Origin of the sequence: Methyloversatilis sp. (genome assembly GCF_030698125.1) — a bacterium.
In the GTDB taxonomy this organism is placed as follows: domain Bacteria; phylum Pseudomonadota; class Gammaproteobacteria; order Burkholderiales; family Rhodocyclaceae; genus Methyloversatilis.
On record NZ_JAUYNV010000052.1, the window covers coordinates 16,585 to 36,400 of the forward strand.

16 protein-coding genes are annotated in these 19,816 nt (G+C 64.5%); 3 read left to right on the plus strand and 13 right to left on the minus strand.

The features are described from left to right. Window positions 1–23: 23 nt before the first annotated feature. The 3 genes from Q8Q80_RS19870 to recG all read left to right on the plus strand — a co-directional run bounded on the left by Q8Q80_RS19870 (window position 24) and on the right by recG (window position 3,637). Window positions 24–1,076: a methyl-accepting chemotaxis protein gene (locus Q8Q80_RS19870; protein WP_371132781.1), complete on the plus strand. Its 1,053-nt coding sequence runs from the start codon at window positions 24–26 to the stop codon at window positions 1,074–1,076. Between the two features lie 127 nt (window positions 1,077–1,203). Then, window positions 1,204–1,584: a RidA family protein gene (locus Q8Q80_RS17145; protein ID WP_069038424.1), complete on the plus strand. Its 381-nt coding sequence runs from the start codon at window positions 1,204–1,206 to the stop codon at window positions 1,582–1,584. A gap of 28 nt (window positions 1,585–1,612) precedes the next feature. After that, entirely contained in the window at window positions 1,613–3,637 is a 2,025-nt protein-coding gene (gene recG / locus Q8Q80_RS17150; RefSeq protein WP_305634085.1) for an ATP-dependent DNA helicase RecG, read from the plus strand. 77 nt (window positions 3,638–3,714) lie between these two features. On the opposite strand, the gene Q8Q80_RS17155 is transcribed toward recG, so the two are convergent. From Q8Q80_RS17155 to Q8Q80_RS17215, 13 genes are all read right to left on the minus strand, one after another. Next, window positions 3,715–5,100 carry an alkaline phosphatase PhoX gene (locus Q8Q80_RS17155; protein ID WP_305634086.1) on the minus strand — a complete coding sequence of 462 codons (1,386 nt, stop codon included), beginning with the start codon at window positions 5,098–5,100 and terminating at the stop codon, window positions 3,715–3,717. 172 nt (window positions 5,101–5,272) lie between these two features. Further along, window positions 5,273–6,400 (minus strand): response regulator, encoded by a 1,128-nt coding sequence (locus tag Q8Q80_RS17160; RefSeq protein ID WP_305634087.1) that lies wholly within the window; start codon window positions 6,398–6,400, stop codon window positions 5,273–5,275. 26 nt (window positions 6,401–6,426) lie between these two features. Beyond that, window positions 6,427–7,503: an HDOD domain-containing protein gene (locus Q8Q80_RS17165; RefSeq protein ID WP_305634088.1), complete on the minus strand. Its 1,077-nt coding sequence runs from the start codon at window positions 7,501–7,503 to the stop codon at window positions 6,427–6,429. Then, window positions 7,494–8,612: a sensor histidine kinase gene (locus Q8Q80_RS17170; protein WP_305634089.1), complete on the minus strand. Its 1,119-nt coding sequence runs from the start codon at window positions 8,610–8,612 to the stop codon at window positions 7,494–7,496. Before Q8Q80_RS17170 ends, Q8Q80_RS17165 begins: the two co-directional genes overlap by 10 nt. Window positions 8,613–8,614: 2 nt before the next feature. Further along, window positions 8,615–9,730 (minus strand): FIST N-terminal domain-containing protein, encoded by a 1,116-nt coding sequence (locus tag Q8Q80_RS17175; protein ID WP_305634090.1) that lies wholly within the window; start codon window positions 9,728–9,730, stop codon window positions 8,615–8,617. A gap of 79 nt (window positions 9,731–9,809) precedes the next feature. Then, window positions 9,810–10,250, minus strand: coding sequence for a DUF2721 domain-containing protein (locus tag Q8Q80_RS17180; protein WP_305634091.1), 441 nt, complete (start codon window positions 10,248–10,250; stop codon window positions 9,810–9,812). Window positions 10,251–10,259: 9 nt separating this feature from the next. Then, window positions 10,260–11,105 carry a 23S rRNA (adenine(2030)-N(6))-methyltransferase RlmJ gene (locus Q8Q80_RS17185; RefSeq protein ID WP_305634092.1) on the minus strand — a complete coding sequence of 282 codons (846 nt, stop codon included), beginning with the start codon at window positions 11,103–11,105 and terminating at the stop codon, window positions 10,260–10,262. Between the two features lie 559 nt (window positions 11,106–11,664). After that, window positions 11,665–12,849: an acetyl-CoA C-acyltransferase family protein gene (locus Q8Q80_RS17190; RefSeq protein WP_371132782.1), complete on the minus strand. Its 1,185-nt coding sequence runs from the start codon at window positions 12,847–12,849 to the stop codon at window positions 11,665–11,667. Between the two features lie 41 nt (window positions 12,850–12,890). Then, on the minus strand, window positions 12,891–13,730 hold the full coding sequence (locus Q8Q80_RS17195; protein ID WP_305634094.1) for a transferase: 840 nt from the start codon (window positions 13,728–13,730) through the stop codon (window positions 12,891–12,893). After that, a complete protein-coding gene (locus tag Q8Q80_RS17200; RefSeq protein WP_305634095.1) occupies window positions 13,727–16,021 on the minus strand; it encodes an NADP-dependent malic enzyme in 2,295 nt (764 codons plus the stop codon). Before Q8Q80_RS17200 ends, Q8Q80_RS17195 begins: the two co-directional genes overlap by 4 nt. Before the next feature lie 112 nt (window positions 16,022–16,133). Continuing rightward, complete coding sequence (locus Q8Q80_RS17205; protein ID WP_305634096.1) at window positions 16,134–16,898, minus strand: 4Fe-4S dicluster domain-containing protein; 765 nt, start codon at window positions 16,896–16,898, stop codon at window positions 16,134–16,136. Window positions 16,899–16,907: 9 nt separating this feature from the next. Beyond that, window positions 16,908–18,410: an NADH-quinone oxidoreductase subunit C gene (locus Q8Q80_RS19875; RefSeq protein WP_371132785.1), complete on the minus strand. Its 1,503-nt coding sequence runs from the start codon at window positions 18,408–18,410 to the stop codon at window positions 16,908–16,910. Then, window positions 18,407–19,579: a complex I subunit 5 family protein gene (locus Q8Q80_RS17215; protein WP_305634097.1), complete on the minus strand. Its 1,173-nt coding sequence runs from the start codon at window positions 19,577–19,579 to the stop codon at window positions 18,407–18,409. The genes Q8Q80_RS19875 and Q8Q80_RS17215 overlap by 4 nt, the downstream gene beginning before the upstream one ends. Window positions 19,580–19,816 lie beyond the last annotated feature (237 nt).

Sequence of the window (19,816 nt, forward strand, 5' to 3'; positions counted from 1 at the left end):
CTCTGGCGGATGAGGGAAAACGTTTGCGGCAGGATGTCGGCGCGCTGCGGGCCGATATCGAACGCCTCGAAAGCGAGCGCGCCGAGCTGCAGCGAACCAACGAGGACATCCGCGCGCAGTGTGGCTTCAACGCCGGGCTGCTGTCCAATCTGACGGCTTATGCCGGCTCATTCCAGCGTTTCCGGACAACGCTTGCATCGCTGGCCGGCATCGTCACCGGCGAAGCCGAGCGGGCGGCCGACACGGCAACCCGCATATCGCAGACAGCCGAAGGCAGCCGGGTCATCGCATCCGGCCTGGAGGGCTATTCGGCGCGGCTGAAGGACACCGCACTCAGCGTCGACACGCTGCGCGAACGCGCCGATCGGATCGGCGGCATCGTGGGCTTGATCCGCGAAATCGCCGACCAGACCAATCTGCTGGCGCTGAACGCCGCCATCGAAGCGGCGCGCGCCGGCGAACAGGGCCGCGGCTTCGCGGTCGTGGCCGACGAGGTGCGCAAGCTGGCCGAACGTACCGGTGCCGCGACATCCGAAATCGTCGGGCTGGTCAATGGCATTCAGCACGACACCGCGCAGGCGACCGAACGCATGCAGGCAAATTCAGCCGATGCCGACGCCTATTCGGCCCAGGGGCTGGCTGCGAGTTCGCAGCTGGACGCACTCAGCAGACAGGCCGGCGCCAATGGCGCGCAGATGGCGGCGACCTCGCTGCGGACCTTTGCCGAACTGGCAAAGGTCGATCATCTGGCCTACAAGATGGATGTCTATCAGGCGGCGTCCGGCGAGTCGGGCCTCACACCCGACAGTTTCGCCAGCCATGTGCAGTGCCGGCTGGGCAAGTGGTACTACGAGGGCGAAGGCCGTCGTTGCCACAGCCACCTGGACGGGTTCCGCGAGCTCGAAGGGCCGCACGAGGCGTTCCACCGCGTCGGCATCGAGGCGCTCGAACACGCCCGGGCCGGGCGTTTCGATGCCGCGCTGAGCAGCATCGCACGCATGGAAAGCCTGAGCATCGACGTGATCAGCCAGCTCGACCGCATGAGCGAATCGATCGATCACCGGCATCCGCACTGAGCGTTTTGCATGACGGGCACACGGTGCTGCGCCGTGTGTCCGCGAATCCGCGATAATCCGGCGTCGTCCGGCGCGCGATCATCAGGTCGTTGCGCCGCATTCCCCTTGCAGACTTCCGGAGATACGCATGTCGCGCACCATCGTTTCCACCCCTGATGCACCCGCTGCCATCGGCACCTATTCGCAGGCCGTGAAGGTCGGCAACACCGTCTATCTGTCGGGCCAGATCGGTCTCGATCCGGTCAAGATGGACATGGTCGACGGCATCGACGCCCAGATCGCCCGCGTGTTCGACAATCTGAAGGCGGTCGCCGAAGCCGCCGGCGGATCGCTCGACGACGCGGTCAAGCTGAATGTCTACCTCACCGACCTCGGCAATTTCGTCAAGGTTAACGAAGCCATGGCTCGCTACCTGAAGCAGCCCTATCCGGCGCGTGCCGCGGTCGGCGTGTCGGCGTTGCCGCGCGGTGCGATGGTCGAGATCGACGGCGTGCTGGTGATCGACTGACCCCGCCCCGGTTGTTGTTGGCTGCGCGGTGAGTACCCGGAGCGAAGCGCTCGCCGCGGCGCTGGAAAAACTCGGCCTCGGCGCCGATGCCGCGCTGGTGCTGCACTTTCCGTTGCGTTACGAAGACGAAACCCGCCTGACGCCGCTGGCGCAGGCGCGTGTCGGCGCGCCGGTGCAGGTCGAGGTCGAGGTGAGCGCCAGCGAGGTGAAGTTCAAGCCGCGCCGCCAGCTCATCGTCAGCGCCTTCGATGACAGCGGCACGGTGACGCTGCGCTTCTTCAACTTCTATCCGTCGCAGCAGAAGCAGCTCGCCGTGGGGCGCCGGGTGCGCCTGTTCGGCGACATCACCCCCGGCTTCTTCGGCGCCGAAATGCTGCACCCCCGCGTGCGCAGCGTGGGTGAGGACACCCCGCTGCCGGATCGCCTGACGCCGGTCTATCCGACCACGGCCGGCCTGTCGCAGGCCAGTCTGCGCCGCGCCATCGACGAGGCGCTGGCGCGCGTCAGCCTTGACGACAGCCTGCCCGAGGCCCTGCGCCGGCACTATGGGTTGATGCCGTTCGCCGAGGCGGTGGACGCGCTGCACCGGCCGCGACCGGGCGAATCGCTGCGCGACATGGACGAACGGCTCGCCCCCGCGTGGCGGCGCATCAAGTTCGACGAACTGCTGGCGCAGCAGATCAGCCTGAAGCGCGCGCACGACGCACGGCGCAGCCGCGACGCGCCTTCACTGGCCGGCAAGGGTGCGCTCATCAAGCGCTTTCTCGCCGCGCTGCCGTTCCGCCTGACCGGTGCGCAGGCACGTGCCTGGAAGGAAATTTCCAGCGATCTGGCGCAGCCCTTTCCGATGCAGCGGCTGTTGCAGGGCGATGTGGGCTCGGGCAAGACGGTGGTGGCCGCGCTGGCCTGCCTGCGGGCGGTCGAAGCCGGCTATCAGGCGGCCTTCATGGCGCCGACCGAAATCCTCGCCGAGCAGCACTACCGCAAGCTGGCCGGCTGGCTCGAACCGCTGGGCATCCGCGTGGCCTGGCTGTCGGGCAGCCTGAAGGTGCGCGACAAGCGCGCGATGAAGGCGCTGATCGCCAGCGGCGAGGCGCCGGTGGCGGTCGGCACGCATGCGCTGATCGAGGACGCCGTCGATTTCGCCCGCCTCGGTGCGGCGGTGGTCGACGAACAGCACCGCTTCGGCGTGCGCCAGCGGCTTGCGCTGCGCGCCAAGGCCGGCGGCATCAGCCCGCACCAGCTGATGATGAGCGCCACGCCCATCCCGCGCACACTGGCCATGAGCTACTACGCCGACCTCGACGTGTCGGTCATCGACGAGTTGCCGCCGGGCCGCACGCCGGTGCTGACCAAGCTCATTTCGGCTGCGCGGCGCGAACAGGTGATCGCCCGCGTGCGCGACGCCTGCGCGGTTGGCGCCCAGGCCTACTGGGTGTGTCCGCTGATCGAAGAGTCGGAAACCCTGCAACTGCAGACGGCTATCGACACCCATGAACAGCTGGTCGCCGCCTGTGCAGATCTGAAGGTGGGGCTGGTGCACGGCCGCATGAAGCCGGACGAGAAGGCGGCCGTGATGGCCGCCTTCGTCGCCGGCGACATCGATCTGCTGGTGGCGACGACGGTGATCGAGGTCGGCGTCGACGTGCCCAACGCCAGCCTGATGGTGATCGAGCACGCGGAGCGCTTCGGCCTGTCGCAACTGCATCAGTTGCGCGGCCGGGTCGGGCGCGGCAGCCGTGAATCGGCCTGCGTGCTGCTGTACGAAGGGCCGCTGTCGCAGACCGCGCGCGAGCGGCTGCGCGTCATCCATGCCTACACCGACGGTTTCATGATCGCCGCCGAAGACCTGAAACTGCGCGGTCCGGGCGAGTTCATCGGCAGCCGCCAGTCGGGCCAGCCACTGCTGCGCTTCGCCGACCTGCTGCTCGACGAGGCGCTGGTCGAACTGGCGCGCGAAGCCGCCGCAACCCTGCTGCGCGACGAGGTCGCATCGGCCGAACGCCATCTGGCGCGCTGGCTGGCCGGGCGGGAAGATCTGTTGAAGGCGTGAACGTTGATCAACCGAGGTTTTCAGGGTGAACGCAACAGGGGGCCGAAGCCCCCTGTTGATGCGTGACTACCGAAGGATCAGCCGACGCGGCGACGCGCCATCAGTCCCATCAGGCCGAGGCCGGCGAGGAACATGACGTAGGTTTCCGGTTCCGGCACGGCCGTGATCTGCAGCAGCGTGTCGTTGCCGCTCGCCGGATGCTGGATGTTAACGTAGGCGACGTTCGGGTTGAACTTGTCGAAGTACAGGCCGGTCGGCTCTGCACCCACGGTCGACATCGACGCCCAGCGGCTGATGGATTCCGCGACGCCATCGCGGTCGGCATCATTCGCAAACCAGATGTCGGCGCGACCGCCCGGCTGGTCTTCGCTGATGTAGATGTTGCCGTTGGCATCGATCGCGATGTTGTCCGGGCTGGTGAATTCGCTGCCGACAGCGGCACCGGTGACCGAGTTGAAGGTCGCGCGGCTGACGAACAGCTTCATTTCGTTGGTCGCAAGATTCAGCGAATACACCTCATGGGTGGTGGTCGTCGCGATGTACAGAATTTCGTCACCGTTGCCGAGCACCTGCAGTTCGATGTCTTCCGGACGCTGGTAGTTGGTGCCGCCGACCATGTCGGCTGCGGCGCGGCCGTCCATCGAGAAGCTGCCGCCGCCCATGTTCAGCATCGCGCCAGCGGTGGTGGCCAGCGGGGTGCCGGTGCCGGTCGTGATGGCTTCCCAGGTGGCAGCGCCGACGGCATTCGAATTGCTGCCGCCGTTGGCCTTCAGCACGAAGGTCTGACCCTTGTCGAAGTAGCTGTTGCCGGTGGTGGCAGCCGGTGCGGCCGACACGTACTTGTAGATCGAGCCGCCGTTGAATTCGTCGATGAAGTAGAAGCTGTTGTTCTTGTCGAACGCACCACCTTCATGCGATACGCGCGGCACGACGTTGCGATGCACGAAATCCGCGCTCAAGGTGTCGGCCAGCGGGTTGGTCACTTCGAACAGGCGACCGTTGGTACTGTTGGTGCCCCATGACTCTTCAGCCGTCATGTAGGTGCCCCACGGCGTCCAGCGCGAAAAGTCGCCGGACCTGAAACCCTGGGTGCCGGACTGGACGATGGTCTTGGTAACGCCGGTCCACAGGTCGGTGCGTTGCACGCCGCCCTGACCGGTTTCGAACGGTGCGTAGAGGTAACGGCCGGCATCGGTGCCGGTTTCGTTGGCGGTGATCATGTCCCAGTTGCCGCTGTTCGATTCGCCGAGGCCGAGCTGGGTGTTGCGATCAGCCAGGACCTTCTGCGAGAAGAACGGCGACGACAGTTGCAGCGGTGCGGTTTCCGGCAGCGAACCGGCGGCGACGTTTCCGGCCAGGGCGGTGAAGTTGTCGAAGTAGGTGTTGTCAGCCGCGGAAACCTGGTGGGCGGATACGCCCATCAGGCCAATGGCGGCAGCTATGGCAAGTTTGCGGAACTGCATTGTCGGACTCCCTGATTGATGCCTTGCGAACGACAAGGTGACAGCAGGGTAGTCAGCACGCGTGATGGTGCCGTGATGCAGATCGATGGGGTCACTGGTCCGATCGGCGCATCGTTTGTTAACCCGGATTAATGTTTCGGGGTCGGATGTGTGAAAACCCGGCTTGCGTACGTCAGTCGGTGCGGCTGCGCACCCGTATCGGTTCGCGGATGGCCTGTGCAGCGAGCAGGCGGCTCAGCGCAGCAATCGCGGTGTCGGTCAGTTCGTGGCCGCGCGACAACACCATCAACCCGTTGGTGCAGCGCACGTCCTCGTCCACCACCCAGCCCGGCATCAGGTCGCGCACGCGTGCCGCGCGATGGTGGTTCACCTCGCTGCGGAAATCGGCCAGTGCCTTCACGATGTAGTCGGGTATGGGGGGGCGCACGGTGCGCAGCACCTCGCGCGGACTGCGCATGGCCTTGGTGTGGGACCACTCGCGTTCCAGTTCGAGCGCGGCGCGCAGCAGCGGCGCGCCGCGTATCACCTCGAGCGGCGCCTCGGGTGGCGGATTGCTCGACTGATAGCGGATGATTTCGGCCGCCAGTTCCAGGCGGGGAATGGCGGCCACCAGCCGGCTGGCCACCTCCGGATGTTCGCGCAGCAACTTTTTCTCGTCGGTGTTGAGCGGGCGCTGCGCGGCGTCGGCCTGCATCAGTTCGGGCGGTATGCCGACGCACCCGAGCTGGCTCAGCGCCGCTGCGATGCTGTAGATCCAGCCGTCTGACCACTCCAGTCGGGACAGCGCATGCTGCACCGCGGAGTGGGCGAAGGTGGCGCGCTGGAAGGCCCAGGGTGCGACCATGGCGAGCACTTCGGTCAGCGTATTGACCGCCGCGGTGAGCGTGGTTTCGAGCAGTGCCTTTTCGGCGCGTGTCCGGTCGTATTGGCGCACCGCTTCATCGAGCGTGGCGATCAGCGTTTCGGTGGGGCAAGGTTTGCACAGGTAGCGGAAGATGGCGCCGCGGTTGATTGCGGCGATCGACGATTCGACGTCGGCCTGACCGGTCAGCAGCAGGCGTACCGCATCGGGCGCCTGTTCGCGCGCGTGGGCGAGGAAGGTGGCGCCGTCCATGCCCGGCATGCGCATGTCGGACACGATGACGGCGAAGGGTTCGCCCCACTGTATTGCGTCCAGCGCGGCTACACCGCCATTGGCGATCACCACGTCGAAGCGGCCGTGCAGCGCGCGTTCCATGGCCGACAGCAGGTTCGGTTCGTCGTCCACGCAGAGCACGCGCGGCAGGGTGTCTTCAGTCATTTTCGGGTTCCGGGGTGAGTGCGCCATTACAGGCGCTGCCAGTGTGGCCACTGTTCAAGCATGCCGGTGCGTTCGAGATAGCCCAGGTCCGGTGTCTGTCCGTTGGCCAGCGCGACAGCCACGTGCACAGCGCCGGCCAGACCGAAACCGCTGGCAGCGGCACGGCCCGGGTGGGTGTGGCGGGCCACAGCGTCGACGATGTCCATGGGCAGGCCCCACAGGCCCAGCAGATAGGCGCCGATTGCCGCGTGCAGCGGCGTGTCGCAGCCGGTCTTCACTTCCAGCCAGGCATCGTCGCGCAGGTCGGGCACCAGCAGGCCAATGCGGGCGAGCAGCGCCGCAGTCGCCGCCTGGGCGTTGCGCCCGTCGATGATCTGTGCGGCCAGCTTCGAGGCATGCAGCGAGCTGCGCTGCAACTGGTCGACGAAAGGGTCTTCTACCGCATCGGCGAACACCTGCGAGGCGAGTACGAGCAGGCGTACCTGGTCGATGCCCAGCCGGTTGATCGCGTCGCCGACGCTCTTGATCGTGCCGCAGCCGCCGCCGGTGAAATAGGCGGAATTGGCCAGTTGCATGATGCGCGCACTCAGCGCCGGATCGCTACCGAGCAGGCGCGACACCTGGCGGGCGTCGCTGGCCGGGTCGGCCAGCAATCGGGTCAGTTCGGCGAACACGCGCGGTGCCGACGGCAGGCGGTTCACCCGGCCGAGGACGTCGAGTACCGAGGGGTCCTTGAACAGGGCGCGCAGCGACAGCGCGCCTTCCAGCGTGGCGAGCAGCACCGCGTTGTCGCAGGGTTTGGAAACGAACTGGTGCGCCACGTCGAGCATGCGCAGCGTGCACTCGATATCCGAGTAGCCCGACAGAATGATGCGCAGGGTGCCGGGCCATTGCTCGCGCACCTTGCCCAGCAAAGCAGCGCCGTCCATGAAGGGCATGCGCATGTCGGACACGACCACGTCGGCCGGGCAGTCGGCGAGCGCCGCGAGCGCTTCCTGGCCACTGGTGAAAAAGCGGCATTCCCAGTCCGCATCGCTCATCGCCAGCGTGCGTTCGATGCCGGCGAGCACCCGGCTTTCATCGTCTACGAAGACTACCTGCATGGCACTTCACCATTGTCGGCTGACAGCGGCAGGCGAATCGTGAAGCAGGTGCCGCGGCCGACTTCGGAGTCGCAGCGGATTTCACCGCCGTGTTTGTCGACCACCGTCGAATAGGCGATGGCCAGGCCCTGTCCGGTGCCCTTGCCCACCGGCTTGGTGGTGAAGAACGGATCGAAGATGCGGCCGCGGATGGCTTCCGGAATGCCGCTGCCGTCGTCGGCGACGCTGATCGCGATATGCTGCTCGCCGGCCCGCTTGACCATGATGCGGATCTTGCCCTTTTCGCGTACGCCGCTCTGCAAAGTGTCTGCCACCGCATGCGCGGCGTTGACGACGAGATTGAGGATGACCTGGCCGATCATGTCGCGCAAGCAGGACACCTGGGGCAGGTCGTCGGCATAGCGGGTTTCGAGTTCGGCGACGTACTTCCATTCGCTGCGCGCCACGGTGACAGTCGTGTTGATCACTTCTCGGATGTCGAGCAACTCCTTGCCGCCGTTGGATGGGTGCGAGAATTCCTTCATCGCGCTGACGATGCGCGCGACGTGTTCCAGCCCTTCTTTCGACTGGGCGAGCGCTTCGGGAATCTGCCGCCGCAGGTAGTCGAGCTTGGTCTTCTTCACCGCGGCGTCCACCTCGGCGACCAGGCCGTCGGAGGGTTGGCCTGCGCGAGCCGCCTCGACCACCTTCAGCGTCTTGTCGAGCAGCGTCATCAGGCTTGAGCTCGCCATGTCTACGAAGCCGATGTTGTCGGCGACATACTGGGTCGGCGTATTGATTTCGTGCGCGATGCCGGCTGCCAGCTGGCCGATGGATTCCATCTTCTGCGCCTGCAGCAGTTGCGACTGCGCCTGGCGCAGGTCGGTCAGCGCCTTCTCCAGTTCCTGCCGCTCGTGCTCGACTTCTTCGGTCTTGAGCGCAATCACCTTGCCCAGGCTGAGGTTCTGTTCGAGCAGGGCGAAGGATGACGTGGCGCCGCCGTCGGCCTGCTGCTGGATGCGCTTTTTCAATACTTCGATGGTCTTGTCGCGCGCGTGCAGCTTGCGTTCGTATTCGGCGGCGGGGAGCGCGTCGGCCGGCAGTGCGTCAGGTGCGGGGGAAATGGTCATGGTCAGCCTCCGATGGCGATCGCGGTCAGCGTCTGGTTCACATGCACGCCGTTGTACTGTTCACCATAGGTGAAGAATCCGAACATGCGGTTCTGCACCATAAACTTGCTCATGTCCTTGTCGATCAGCGTTTGCTCGTATTCCAGCCGGCGCAGGATGCAGTCGCAAGCGATCACCAGCGCCGGCGCCGGCATCGTGCGGTGCAGTTCGGCGAAGGCGGCGGTGATTGTCTGCAGCGGGTCGAGCGCCTTGCCGATGGTGACGATCAGCCCCTCGTCGATCGCGCAGTAGCAGGGCAGCGACAGGTCTTCGTTCACCTTCTGGATGGACCGCACATAGGCATTCCCGCCGATGGTCAGCACCAGCGGGTGGCGCGAGAACACGCGGGAGGACAGGTCGGCCAGCGACAGGCCGAGCGCGTCGGCATAGGCGAGCGCCGCCGGCTCGCCGTCCATTTCGAGGATGATGCGGTTTTCCGGGTCCGCCGCAGTGATCACCAGTTCGACCGGACCGGGGGCGAAGTGCTGCGTCTTGAAGGCGGTCACCGGCTGTTCGCTGGCGAACAGCGCGAATACCGCGGCGTCCGACAGGAAGCGGCCGTCGCCGGCATAGACGTGGGTGTGCTTGAAGTTCAGGTTGTCGCCAGCCGAACCGCCGATGATCGGCAGGTTGCCGACCATCCGGTACAGCTCGGCGACCAGCCGCTCTTCGACCATCGACAGGCCATCGACCAGCAGCATGCCGAAGCGGTGCAGCTGGCGGTCGTTTTCGCGCGTCGCGCGGATGTCGTTTGCGATGACGGCCACCTGTTCGGCGTAGGTGGCCAGCGGTGTGATGAGGTACGGGCGCAGGTGGATGCCGCCTCCGGCGAAGGCCACGCCCAGGATGCCCGAGGGGTGGAAACCGTCGGGGCCGAAGTGGCCGCACGACGTGCAGCCTATGGTCGGGCAGGTGAAGGTGTCCTGCAGAGCCCGCCCCAGCGCCTGCAGGTCGAAATCCGGGGAACAGAAGAACAGGACGGCGTCGACGTCGGGCCCGCCTATCTGTGCGGCAAGTTCCGCCACGGCCTGCGCCGGATCGGTCGATTCACTGGCGCCAAACCGGGTGTTGATGGTCATCGATGCTCTCCCTGTGAGCATCGGTTAACGACCCCTCCGGCCCGGCCTGAAGCGGGAAAGGCCGCCGTTCGTCGGTTGGTTAGCGGTTGGCGTGGGTGGCGGTGAACACCGCCACGAACACTTCGCGCAGGAACAGGCTCAGCGACAGGATCAGCGACAGCATGGCCAGCACGAAGAAGCCGGCCAGCAGGTCGGACAGCACGACCGTGAACAGCACGCCGAAGAAGGCGCACGACACCACCAGACAGACCAGCAGCGCCGACAGCACGGCGAACAGCACCGCCAGATAGACCAGACGCGCGCGCTGCGACAGCAGGGCGAGTTCGGTCGCGTTGCTCATCGTTTCGTCCTCGCACTGCTTGCCGCCGCGCGCCAGCACCACGCGGCGCCGGTCGATGATGCGACCGAGCCGGTTGTTCAGCGTGCCGATCAGCGTGGCGATCGCGGTCAGCAGGAAAACCGGTGCCACGGCCAGGCCGATGGCGTGCGTGATGGTGTCGATGGTGGTCTGCAGAACCATGACCGTACCTTACGGAATCTTGAAATCGAGTTCGAATTTTGCGCCGTCGTCGAGCGCCAGCGTGCGCGTGAGCCAGGGCATGACGGTCTTCAGCGTGGCCGGCAGTGTCCACGGCGGATTGACGATGAACAGGCCGCTGCCGTGCATGCCGAAGCCGTCCGGCGACGGCTTGCGCGTGGTCATCGATACATGCAGCCAGGCCGGCACCGGCAGGCGCTTGAGCTTGGCCGGCAGGTCGCGCGATTCCATGCGGTGCAGCTGTGGGTACCACAGGCAGTAGGTGCCACCCGGAAAGCGCGTGTTGGCGTCGCGCAGCGTTTCAAAGGCCAGCCGGTAGTCTTCGCGGATTTCGTACGGCGGGTCGATCAGCACCAGCGCACGGCGCGGCGGTGGCGGCAGCAAGGTGCGCAGGCCGGAAAAGCCGTCGGATTTGTCGACCTTCACGCTGCGCCCGGCCTCGGCGAAGGCGGCGTTCAGCAGCTTGTTGTCGGCCGTGTGCAGTTCGAACAGGCGCATCCGGTCGTCGTCGCGCAGCAGTGCGCGCGCAATCATCGGCGAGCCCGGATAGGCGCGCAGCTTCGCGCCGCTGTTGAAGGCGCGCACCAGATCGACATAGGTCGCGAGCTGCGGGGGCAGGTCGGGCGCCGACCACAGTTTTGCGATACCGCCGGCGTACTCGGCGTTCTTGGCCGCGAAGCCGCTGTCGAGCGCATAGCCGCCGGCTCCGGCGTGCGTGTCGATGTACCAGTAGGGCTTGTCCTTCTGGTTCAGGTGCTGAAGCAGTTCAACGAGTACGAAGTGCTTGAGCACATCGGCCGGGTTGCCTGCATGGAAGGCGTGGCGGTAGCTGAGCATGGCGGGGCGGGGGTTGTGGCCGCCGAGTATACGCTGGCCGCCACCGCCTTCAGCGGGGCTTCGCGGCACGGGCTGGCTTCGAAGCCTTGTGTGGTGTTCGGTCTGGTGGTCGGCCGCTGTTGTTGGGCATCGCTGCGCTCACCCCAACCTACGAAGTGCGTCACCCTGTTGCCGTGGGCACAGTGTTGCCCGGCATTCCCGGGAAGGCGGCGAGCATGCGCGAGACGCAGTTCCACCCCCGTAGGTTGGGCTGAGCGCAGCGATGCCCAACGCCCCCCGGAAAACGCGCGACACACGAGCCCGGCGCCACACCCGCAGGTCGGGCTGAGCGCAGCGATGCCCAACGCCCCCCGGAAAACGCGCGACACACCCGAGCCCGGTGCCCCACCCGTAGGTTGGGCTGAGCGCAGCGATGCCCAACGTCCCCCGGAAAACGCGCGACACACCCGAGCCCGGTGCCCCACCCGCAGGTCGGGCTGAGCGCAGCGATGCCCAACACCACCCCGACGACGCGCGGCTCGCCCGGTGAGGCGGGTCACCGCGTCGCGGGCTATCGGCCTCAAAGTCGTTCGAACACTGCAGCGATGCCCTGACCTCCGCCGATGCACATCGTGACCAGGGCGTAGCGTCCGCCGCTGCGATGAAGTTCATAAACCGCCTTGGTGGCCAGAAAAGCGCCAGAGCAGCCGATGGGATGGCCGAGCGCGATGGCGCCGCCATTCGGGTTGACCCTGGACAGATCGAACTCAAGGCCGCGCGCGACGGCAATGGCCTGCGCGGCGAACGCCTCGTTCGACTCGATGACATCCATCTGGTCGAGCGTGAGACCTGCTTTTTTCAGCGCCAGCTTCGTTGCCGGAATCGGTCCTTCGCCCATGATTTCGTTCGGAACGCCGGCGACGGCATACGACACCAGCCGCGCCATCGGCTTGTGCCCGGCTGCCGCCGAGACAGCAGCGTCGGCGAGGACGAAGAACGCTGCGCCGTCGTTGATGCCCGACGCGTTGCCGGCGGTGACCGAGCCATCCTTCTTGAACACTGGCTTCATCCTTGCCAGCGTTTCCATCGTAGTGTCCGGTCTCACATGTTCGTCGGTGTCGAAGGTGACCTCGCCCTTGCGCGTCTGCTTGACGATGGGGACGATCTGCGACTTGAAGCGACCCTCTGCGATGGCGGCTGCGGCCTTGCGGTGCGACTCGACCGCAAGCGCGTCCTGCTCCTCCCGCGTGATGTTCCACTTGGTGACGAGGTTTTCGGCCGTGATGCCCATGTGGCCGACGCCGAACGGGTCCGTCAGCGTGGCCACCATCATGTCGATCAGCTTGGTATCGCCCATGCGGGCGCCGCTGCGCATGGCGGGCGACAGATAGCCGCCGCGGCTCATGACTTCGACGCCCCCGCCGATGCCGTAATCGCAGTCGCCCAGCAGGATGTTCTGTGCCGTGGTAACGATGCCCTGAAGTCCAGACGCACACAGCCGGCCTACCGACATGGCCACGCTGTCCATCGGCAGTCCTGCCTGAATCGATGCCACACGGGCGACGTACGGAAAACGACTTTCTGTGGGAATCGTATTGCCCACCGTCACGTAGTTGATGGCTTGCGGATCAACGCCGGAGCGCTTGACCGCTTCCTTCATCACCAGACCCGCCAGTTCGGCCGGCTCGATATCCGCCAGCGAACCATTGAAGGTGCCGATCGCCGAACGTGCCGCACCCAGAACCACTACATCTCTTTTGTTCATCATCTGTCTCCTGGAAAAATCGATGTGTTGCCGCGAAGTGCTCAGTTCGCCTGTGCGTTCGGCGTACCGCCCGCGCAGTCCTTCAGCACGGATCGGATCCGCGCAAACTCTTGTTGCAATGGGGCGAAAGCGCCGTCCGGCGGAAGGTCCAGCGGGCATGGTGTGCCTTTCAGGATCCGTGAGGCCGCTTCACCCTTGCCGGCAAATACGATGGTGTTGTTCAGATCATCGTCGTCGACGACAAGCACCGCATCGTCAAAGCTTTGATGGATCCGATCGAGGTGTCGGTCGTAATCGACCTGACCGAACTGGAGATTGGCGACCATTGTGCCGTCCTGCGCCAGCGCCTTGAAGCAATCATCGTAGAAGCGTTGCGAACAGAGCTTCGGCGGCAGACCGCGGCTGTCGAAGCCGTCGATCATCAGCACATCGTGCTGACCCTCATGCTGGCTCACGTACTGTGCTCCGTCGCCCTGAATGACGCCGAATCGCGCGTCGTCCCGGGGGACGAGGAAATCATCACGCAAGGCGATCACATGTGGATTGATCTCGACGACCCGAATGTCTGTCCGGGGCAGATTCCGGTGGCAGAACTTCGCCAGGGAACCTCCCCCAAGGCCCACCATTGCGATGCTGGACGGCGCAGGATTGAATAGCAGGAAGCCCATCATCGTGCGCGTGTACTCGAGCTCAAGGGCGAACGGATCACTGATTCGCATGCGGCTCTGCACGTCGTAGATGGAAAAATAGAGCGCCTTGAATTTCACGCTTTCATGCAGAAAGGGCTTGCTATGCGGGGATGTGGCCGCGTTGTCCGCGCGCTCGTTATCCGAGCCGAACAACCTGAGCCAGGGTGAAGTGCGAGCGTTGCTGGATTTCATCGCGCGTTGTTGATCTCGGCGACGGTAATGGCGGTCATGTTGACGATGCGCCGTACTGTCGCCGATGGCGTCAGGATATGCGCAGGACGCGCGGCGCCGAGCAATACCGGGCCGATCGCGATGCCGCCGCCGGCGCTTGTCTTCAGCAGGTTGTAGGCAATGTTTGCAGCGTCGATGCTCGGAAGGACCAGCAGGTTGGCTTCGCCGGCCAGGGTGCTCGACTGCATCAACTGTTGCCGATACTCGCCGTCAAGTGCCGCATCACCGTGCATCTCGCCGTCAACCTCAAGGTCGGGGGCCATGCTGCGGATCAGCGCGAGTGCGTCGCGCATCTTTATGGCGGAAGGCTGGTTGCTTGAACCGAAGCTGGAATGCGACAGCAGCGCCGCTTTCGGGGTCAGGCCGAAACGCGTCATTTCCTCTGCGGCAAGCACGGTGATCTCGGCCAGTTGCTCCGCCGTCGGATCGTAATTGACATGGGTATCGACCAGAAATACCTGTCGACCGGGCAGCAACAGTCCGTTCATGCATGCATATACATCGACCCCCGCGCGATGGCCGATGACCTGATCGATGTAGTCGAGATGGATGTTTGTGGTGCCCCAGGTGCCGCAGAGCATGCCGTCGACATCGCCTTTGTGCAGCAGCATGGCAGCGATGAGCGTGAATCGTCGCCGCATCTCGATCCTTGCGGTTTCCTCGGTGACGCCGCGGCGCTGCATGATATGCAGATAGGTTTGCCAGAAGTCCCGATAGCGTTCGTCCTGCGCGGTATTCACGACGTCGTAATCGCTGCCCGCCTGCAACCGCAGACCGAAGCGCTCTATGCGCTGCGCGATGATGTCCGGGCGGCCGATCAGTGTCGGACGTGCAAGTCCTTCGTCCACGACAACCTGGGCCGCGCGCAGCACACGTTCCTCTTCCCCTTCGGCGTAGGCGATGCGCTTGCGCCTGGCGCTCCTGGCCACATCGAAGATGGGTTTCATCGTGGTGCCCGAGGCGTACACGAAGGCCTGCAGCTTTTCCCGGTAGGCATCGAAATCGGCGATGGGTCTCATGGCTACGCCGGACGTGGCGGCGGCACGTGCAACCGCTGGCGCAATGTGCATCATCAGTCGCTGGTCGAAAGGCCTCGGGATGAGGTGATCGCGGCCGAACGTCGTCGCCGTTCCGCCGTAGGCCGGCGACATCATGTCTGTCTGCTCGTCCAGAGCGAGTTCGCGCAGCGCGTGAACCGCTGCAACCTCCATTTCCGGCGTGATCGTGGTTGCGCCGCAATCAAGCGCACCGCGGAAGATGTACGGAAAGCACAGGACGTTGTTAACCTGATTCGGGTAGTCGCTGCGGCCGGTCGCGATCACCGCATCGTCGCGCACCTTGCGGATTTCCTCGGGCAGTATTTCGGGCGTGGGGTTGGCCAGCGCGAAGATCAGCGGATCGGGTGCCATCGCGGCAACCATGAGTGGCTTGAGCACGCCGCCGGCTGACAGCCCGAGAAAGATGTCGGCGTCCGGAATGACGTCGGCCAGCGTCCGCAGATCGGTCTTTTGCGCAAAGGCGATCTTTTCGTCATCCATGAGTTCCAGGCGGCCTTCATGCACGAGGCCCGCAAGGTCGGTGACCCAGATGTTTGCGCGTGGAAAACCCAGCCTGACCAGAAGGTTGAGGCAGGCCAGGGCGGCCGCGCCCGCGCCGGACGCGACCAGTTTGACCTTTTCGATGTCCTTGCCGACGACTGCCAGCCCGTTCAGGATCGCGGCAGCGACGACGATGGCGGTGCCGTGCTGGTCATCGTGAAAGACCGGAATCTTCATTCGTGCATGCAGGGCGCGCTCCACGAAGAAGCAGTCAGGAGCCTTGATGTCTTCGAGATTGATGCCGCCGAATGTGGGCTCCATCGATGCAATGATGTCGACCAGTCTTGCCGGGTCGCGCTCATTGATTTCGATGTCGAATACATCGATGCCGGCGAACTTCTTGAACAGTACGGCCTTGCCTTCCATCACAGGCTTCGCGGCGAGCGGGCCGATGTTCCCCAGGCCCAGGACAGCGGTGCCGTTGGTGATCACCGCAACCAGATTGCCGCGCGAGGTGTACTTGAACGCGTTCAGGGGATCGGCAACGATTTCCTCGCAGGCGGCGGCGACGCCCGGTGAGTAGGCCAGGGCGAGGTCACGCTGATTGGTCAGTTGCTTGGTCGGGCTGATGGCGATCTTGCCGGGCGTCGGAAGCGCGTGATAGTCGAGCGACGCCTTGCGGAACTCGGTGTCTTTGTCGGGCGTGGTCTTCATTGCGAAGTTTCCTTGGTGCGGCGAGCCGGAGAACCTGATTGCCAGCCTGCCGAGCGATGAGTGACGCGTTCGATGTACATGCTTGCCGTCGAGCTGTCTTTTTGCGCGCGCTTCAACTTTGAATGCCCAGAAGATCGAGCAGGGCACAGACAAACGTCAGCGGGTGGGGCGGACAACCCGGGACATAGAGCGTTGGCTTGAATCGGTCGAGAAAGCCGCGTTCGACAGCAGACGATCCTTCGAACGGGCTACCGGAGATCGCGCAGGCACCGACGGCGATCACCAGCTTGGGTGCCGGCATGGCGTCCCAGCAGGACTGCAGCGCATCGGCCATGTTGCGCGTGATCGGACCGGTCAGCACCAGTCCGTCGGCGTGGCGCGGAGACGCCACGAGGTCTATGCCATAGCGACCGATGTCGAAGTTGACGTTCGACAGCGCATTGACTTCCAGTTCGCACGCGTTGCAGCCGCCAGCGGACACCGAGCGCAGCTTCAACGAGCGGCCGAAGCGTTGGCGCAATGCCGCCGATACCCTGACCGGATCCGGCGCGGTCCGTGAGCGGTTCAGCACCAGCCCGACGCGGTCGGTGCAGGCGATCCGGAAATCGCTGCTGAACGACAGCTTGTTGCTCGGGCAGATGGGCTCGCAGTCGCCGCACAGGACACATCGGCCGAGGTCGATCTGTATGGGCTCTCGAGCTTGCGTGTCCTGTGAAATCGCCTGTGTCGGGCAGGCGGTCACGCAGGCCTGGCATCCGGATTCACAGGCTTCAGCGCCAATGACCGGCTTGCCGCGAAACCCGGTCGGGTTGGCCCGGCGTGGATCTGGAATGAACTGCGAGCCCTGCGAAATCCTGACTTTGATCGACTTGAACACGTGTGCGTCCTAAAGGTCGTTGCCGCAATAGGAAAGATCGAAACTTTTGTTGCAGATCGGGAAGTCAGATATTTCGCTGTCGCGCATCGCCAGCGTCAGACCGAACCAGTTCACCAGTGACGGGTCCTGTACCTTGTAATGGACGAGCTGTCCGTCGGCGCGGGTTTCGAGCGCCTGAACCACCGGACCGCGAAAGCCTTCGCGGATCGATATGCAAAGCGTGTCGTGCCACAGCGGTCCGATGGCGGTCAGCAGGTCGTCGTCCGAGTCCTCGCCGTCATCGAGAGGCAGATCGGGTGTGTCGAGCAGGTGTGTCACCCAGTGAACGGACTCCTCCACTTCCCACATGCGCAACTGCATGCGGGCCCAGCAGTCGCCGGTCTCTTCGGTCAGCAGCGCCAGCGGATGGCTTTCATACAGACGGCCGGGCAGGCTTGAGCGCATGTCGATGGCGACGCCGCTGGCGCGCGCTGACAGGCCCACCAGCCCGATGTCCGCAGCAGCCTGATGGCTCACTGTGCCGATGCCCTTGAGGCGTGACTGCACGCTGTGCGACGTGAGCATCAGGTCGTTGATTTCTGCCATGTCCCTGGAGAAGTCAGCCAGCGTGACGAGCAGGTCGTTGCGACGCTTGGTGTCGATACCAAAGCGCACCCCCCCCGGCCGCAGCCAACCCCGTCCGAAACGGCTACCGCAGAGGCGCATCGTTGCATTGATGATGGCGGTGCGCAGGCGACCGTAGGTGGCGCCGCCCTGCAGAAAAGCGATGTCTGTCGCGAGTCCGGTCAACGTGCTCAGGTGCATCGCCACCCGTTCCAGTTCCAGCGCGATCCCGCGCACACGCTCCGTGGTCATGCTCACCTGCGTGTCCGACAGCGCTTCCAGCGCTGCACAATGACTCCACGCATAGGCAATGCTGCTGTCACCGGCAATCGACTCAACGGTTGAACTCAACGACAGCAAGGGTCGCTTGAGCAGCAACGCTTCTACGCCACGGTGCTGATACCCGAACTGCAGTTCCAGATGATGGACCTGCTCGCCATGGCACATGAACCGGAAATGTCCGGGCTCGATTACGCTGGCGTGGATGGGGCCAACGCCGACTTCATGAATTTCCTCGCCGCGCACGCTGAAAAAGGGATGCGCATGCATGGTTTGCTGGCGGTCCGCCTCGTATCGAACCGGCTTGAGCCAGGGGTGGCCCACGGGCGTCAGACCGGTCTGCTCCCACAGTTCGCGCTCGAACATCTGGACCGACGGGTAACGCGTTGTAAGCGCGTCGAACGAGTCAGTACGCAATGCCCTGGCGCGCAGAATGGCAAGCCTTCCATGTGTCGCCTGCAGCACGGCGGTGGCGATGACATGGTTGTTGCCATCGGCGCGGCCGAACAGTGTGAGCACACGTTCGCCAGCGGCAATCCGCAGGCCTATCTGCCCGACCCAATCGTCGAGTCCCATGATGGTGAGCTCATTGGTCACCGCCATGACGACTGGCTTGTTGGGACCCATCATTGACCTCCTATGGATAGCGCCACGTGCATCAGCAAATCGCTGATGCGGGCAGGTGTGTAAATGCCGAGCATGACCAGCACAGAGACGAATCCGAGCTTGGGCAAAGCGGTGACCCATGTTTCGGTAACTTGCGGCCCGGGGTAGTCCGATGCGCCCCAGATCATCGGAAAGATCGTGCGGCCGGTCGCAACGAAAATGACCGTCAGCGCGACGCACATGAGCGTGAATGCAAGCAGGTTGCCGGCTTGCACGATGCCTGACAGGATCAGCATTTCGGCCAGGAAGCTGCTGAACGGCGGAAAGCCGAGCAGTGCGAAGATGCCGACTGCAAAAAGCGCACCTGAGAATGGCAAAACTCTTATGACGCCGCTGAGCGCTCCGACCTCGTTGGTGCCATAGACGGCACGCAGACGCCCCGCAGTGAGGAAGAGAAGCGCTTTGACGAAGGCGTTGCTCACGATGTAAAGCACGACGCCGTAAGCAGCCGCCTTGCCGACCGACAGGCCAAGGGCAATGACGCCGGATGAGCTGACGCACGCGTAGGCGATCAGCCGCTTGTAGTTGCGGGAGGCCATGATCTGGATGGCGGCGACGGTCAGTGACAGGCAACCCATCAGCAGCAATTCCTGGGACACGAAATCGGTGTTTTGCCAGCGAAAAACCTGCAACACGCGCAGCACGGCCACCACGCTGATGTTGAACTGCACTGCCGCAAGAAGCGCGCTCGTGCTGGTGGGCGCTGCCTCGTAGGTTTCAGGCATCCAGCCGTAAAGCGGCGCCAGGCCAAGCTTGCTGCCCAGGCCGAACAGGATCAGCGCGAGTCCGAAGCGTTGCCAGCCGTCTGCCGGACTGGGGACGCCCGCGGTCATCTGATCGAGCATGAAGCTCATTTCCAGGCCGTTGAGGTGCGCAGAACGGGTCAGGCACATGATGCCGAGGAAGGTCAGTGCCAGCGAGACGCTTGAGTACAACAGATAGCGCCACGCAACGCGACGCGGCGCGGCGGTGTCACCCTGAGCCACCAGCGGAGCGGCGCACAGCGTCGTCAGTTCGATGAAAGCCCAGAGCAGCAGCAGATTGTTGGCCATCACGCCGAGGTTCATGGCCACCATGAACGCCACCGTCAGGGCTGCGCGAGGCAACAGGTTGTCGGCGAGCAGCTTCGACATGCCGACACGCGAAGACATGTAGACGCTGATGCCGAGGAAGACGCTGTTGATCACCAGCAGGAAGAGCAGCGACGTCGCGTCGATGACGAAATAGCCGCCGCCGAAGCGGATCGGCAGATCGGCAAGCGGCGTACGCATGAATACCGCACTCCAGCCCGTCAAAGCGATGACCGCCAACATCACCAGGAGCGGACCCACCCACAGCCGACGCGTCGGGGTCACGAAAATGCCGACTGA

Coding starts and splice junctions, on each gene's coding strand:
- Q8Q80_RS17190 (WP_371132782.1), bottom strand. CDS start 12,849: ATGAACAAAAGAGATGTAGTGGTTCTGGGTGCGGCACGTTCGGCGATC.
- Q8Q80_RS17170 (WP_305634089.1), bottom strand. CDS start 8,612: ATGACCATTTCCCCCGCACCTGACGCACTGCCGGCCGACGCGCTCCCC.
- Q8Q80_RS17160 (WP_305634087.1), bottom strand. CDS start 6,400: ATGACTGAAGACACCCTGCCGCGCGTGCTCTGCGTGGACGACGAACCG.
- Q8Q80_RS17145 (WP_069038424.1), top strand. CDS start 1,204: ATGTCGCGCACCATCGTTTCCACCCCTGATGCACCCGCTGCCATCGGC.
- Q8Q80_RS17165 (WP_305634088.1), bottom strand. CDS start 7,503: ATGCAGGTAGTCTTCGTAGACGATGAAAGCCGGGTGCTCGCCGGCATC.
- Q8Q80_RS17195 (WP_305634094.1), bottom strand. CDS start 13,730: ATGAAATCCAGCAACGCTCGCACTTCACCCTGGCTCAGGTTGTTCGGC.
- Q8Q80_RS17180 (WP_305634091.1), bottom strand. CDS start 10,250: ATGGTTCTGCAGACCACCATCGACACCATCACGCACGCCATCGGCCTG.
- Q8Q80_RS17155 (WP_305634086.1), bottom strand. CDS start 5,100: ATGCAGTTCCGCAAACTTGCCATAGCTGCCGCCATTGGCCTGATGGGC.
- Q8Q80_RS19875 (WP_371132785.1), bottom strand. CDS start 18,410: ATGATGGGTCCCAACAAGCCAGTCGTCATGGCGGTGACCAATGAGCTC.
- Q8Q80_RS17215 (WP_305634097.1), bottom strand. CDS start 19,579: ATGTCGAAGCTGCTCGCCGACAACCTGTTGCCTCGCGCAGCCCTGACG.
- Q8Q80_RS17185 (WP_305634092.1), bottom strand. CDS start 11,105: ATGCTCAGCTACCGCCACGCCTTCCATGCAGGCAACCCGGCCGATGTG.
- Q8Q80_RS17175 (WP_305634090.1), bottom strand. CDS start 9,730: ATGACCATCAACACCCGGTTTGGCGCCAGTGAATCGACCGATCCGGCG.
- Q8Q80_RS17200 (WP_305634095.1), bottom strand. CDS start 16,021: ATGAAGACCACGCCCGACAAAGACACCGAGTTCCGCAAGGCGTCGCTC.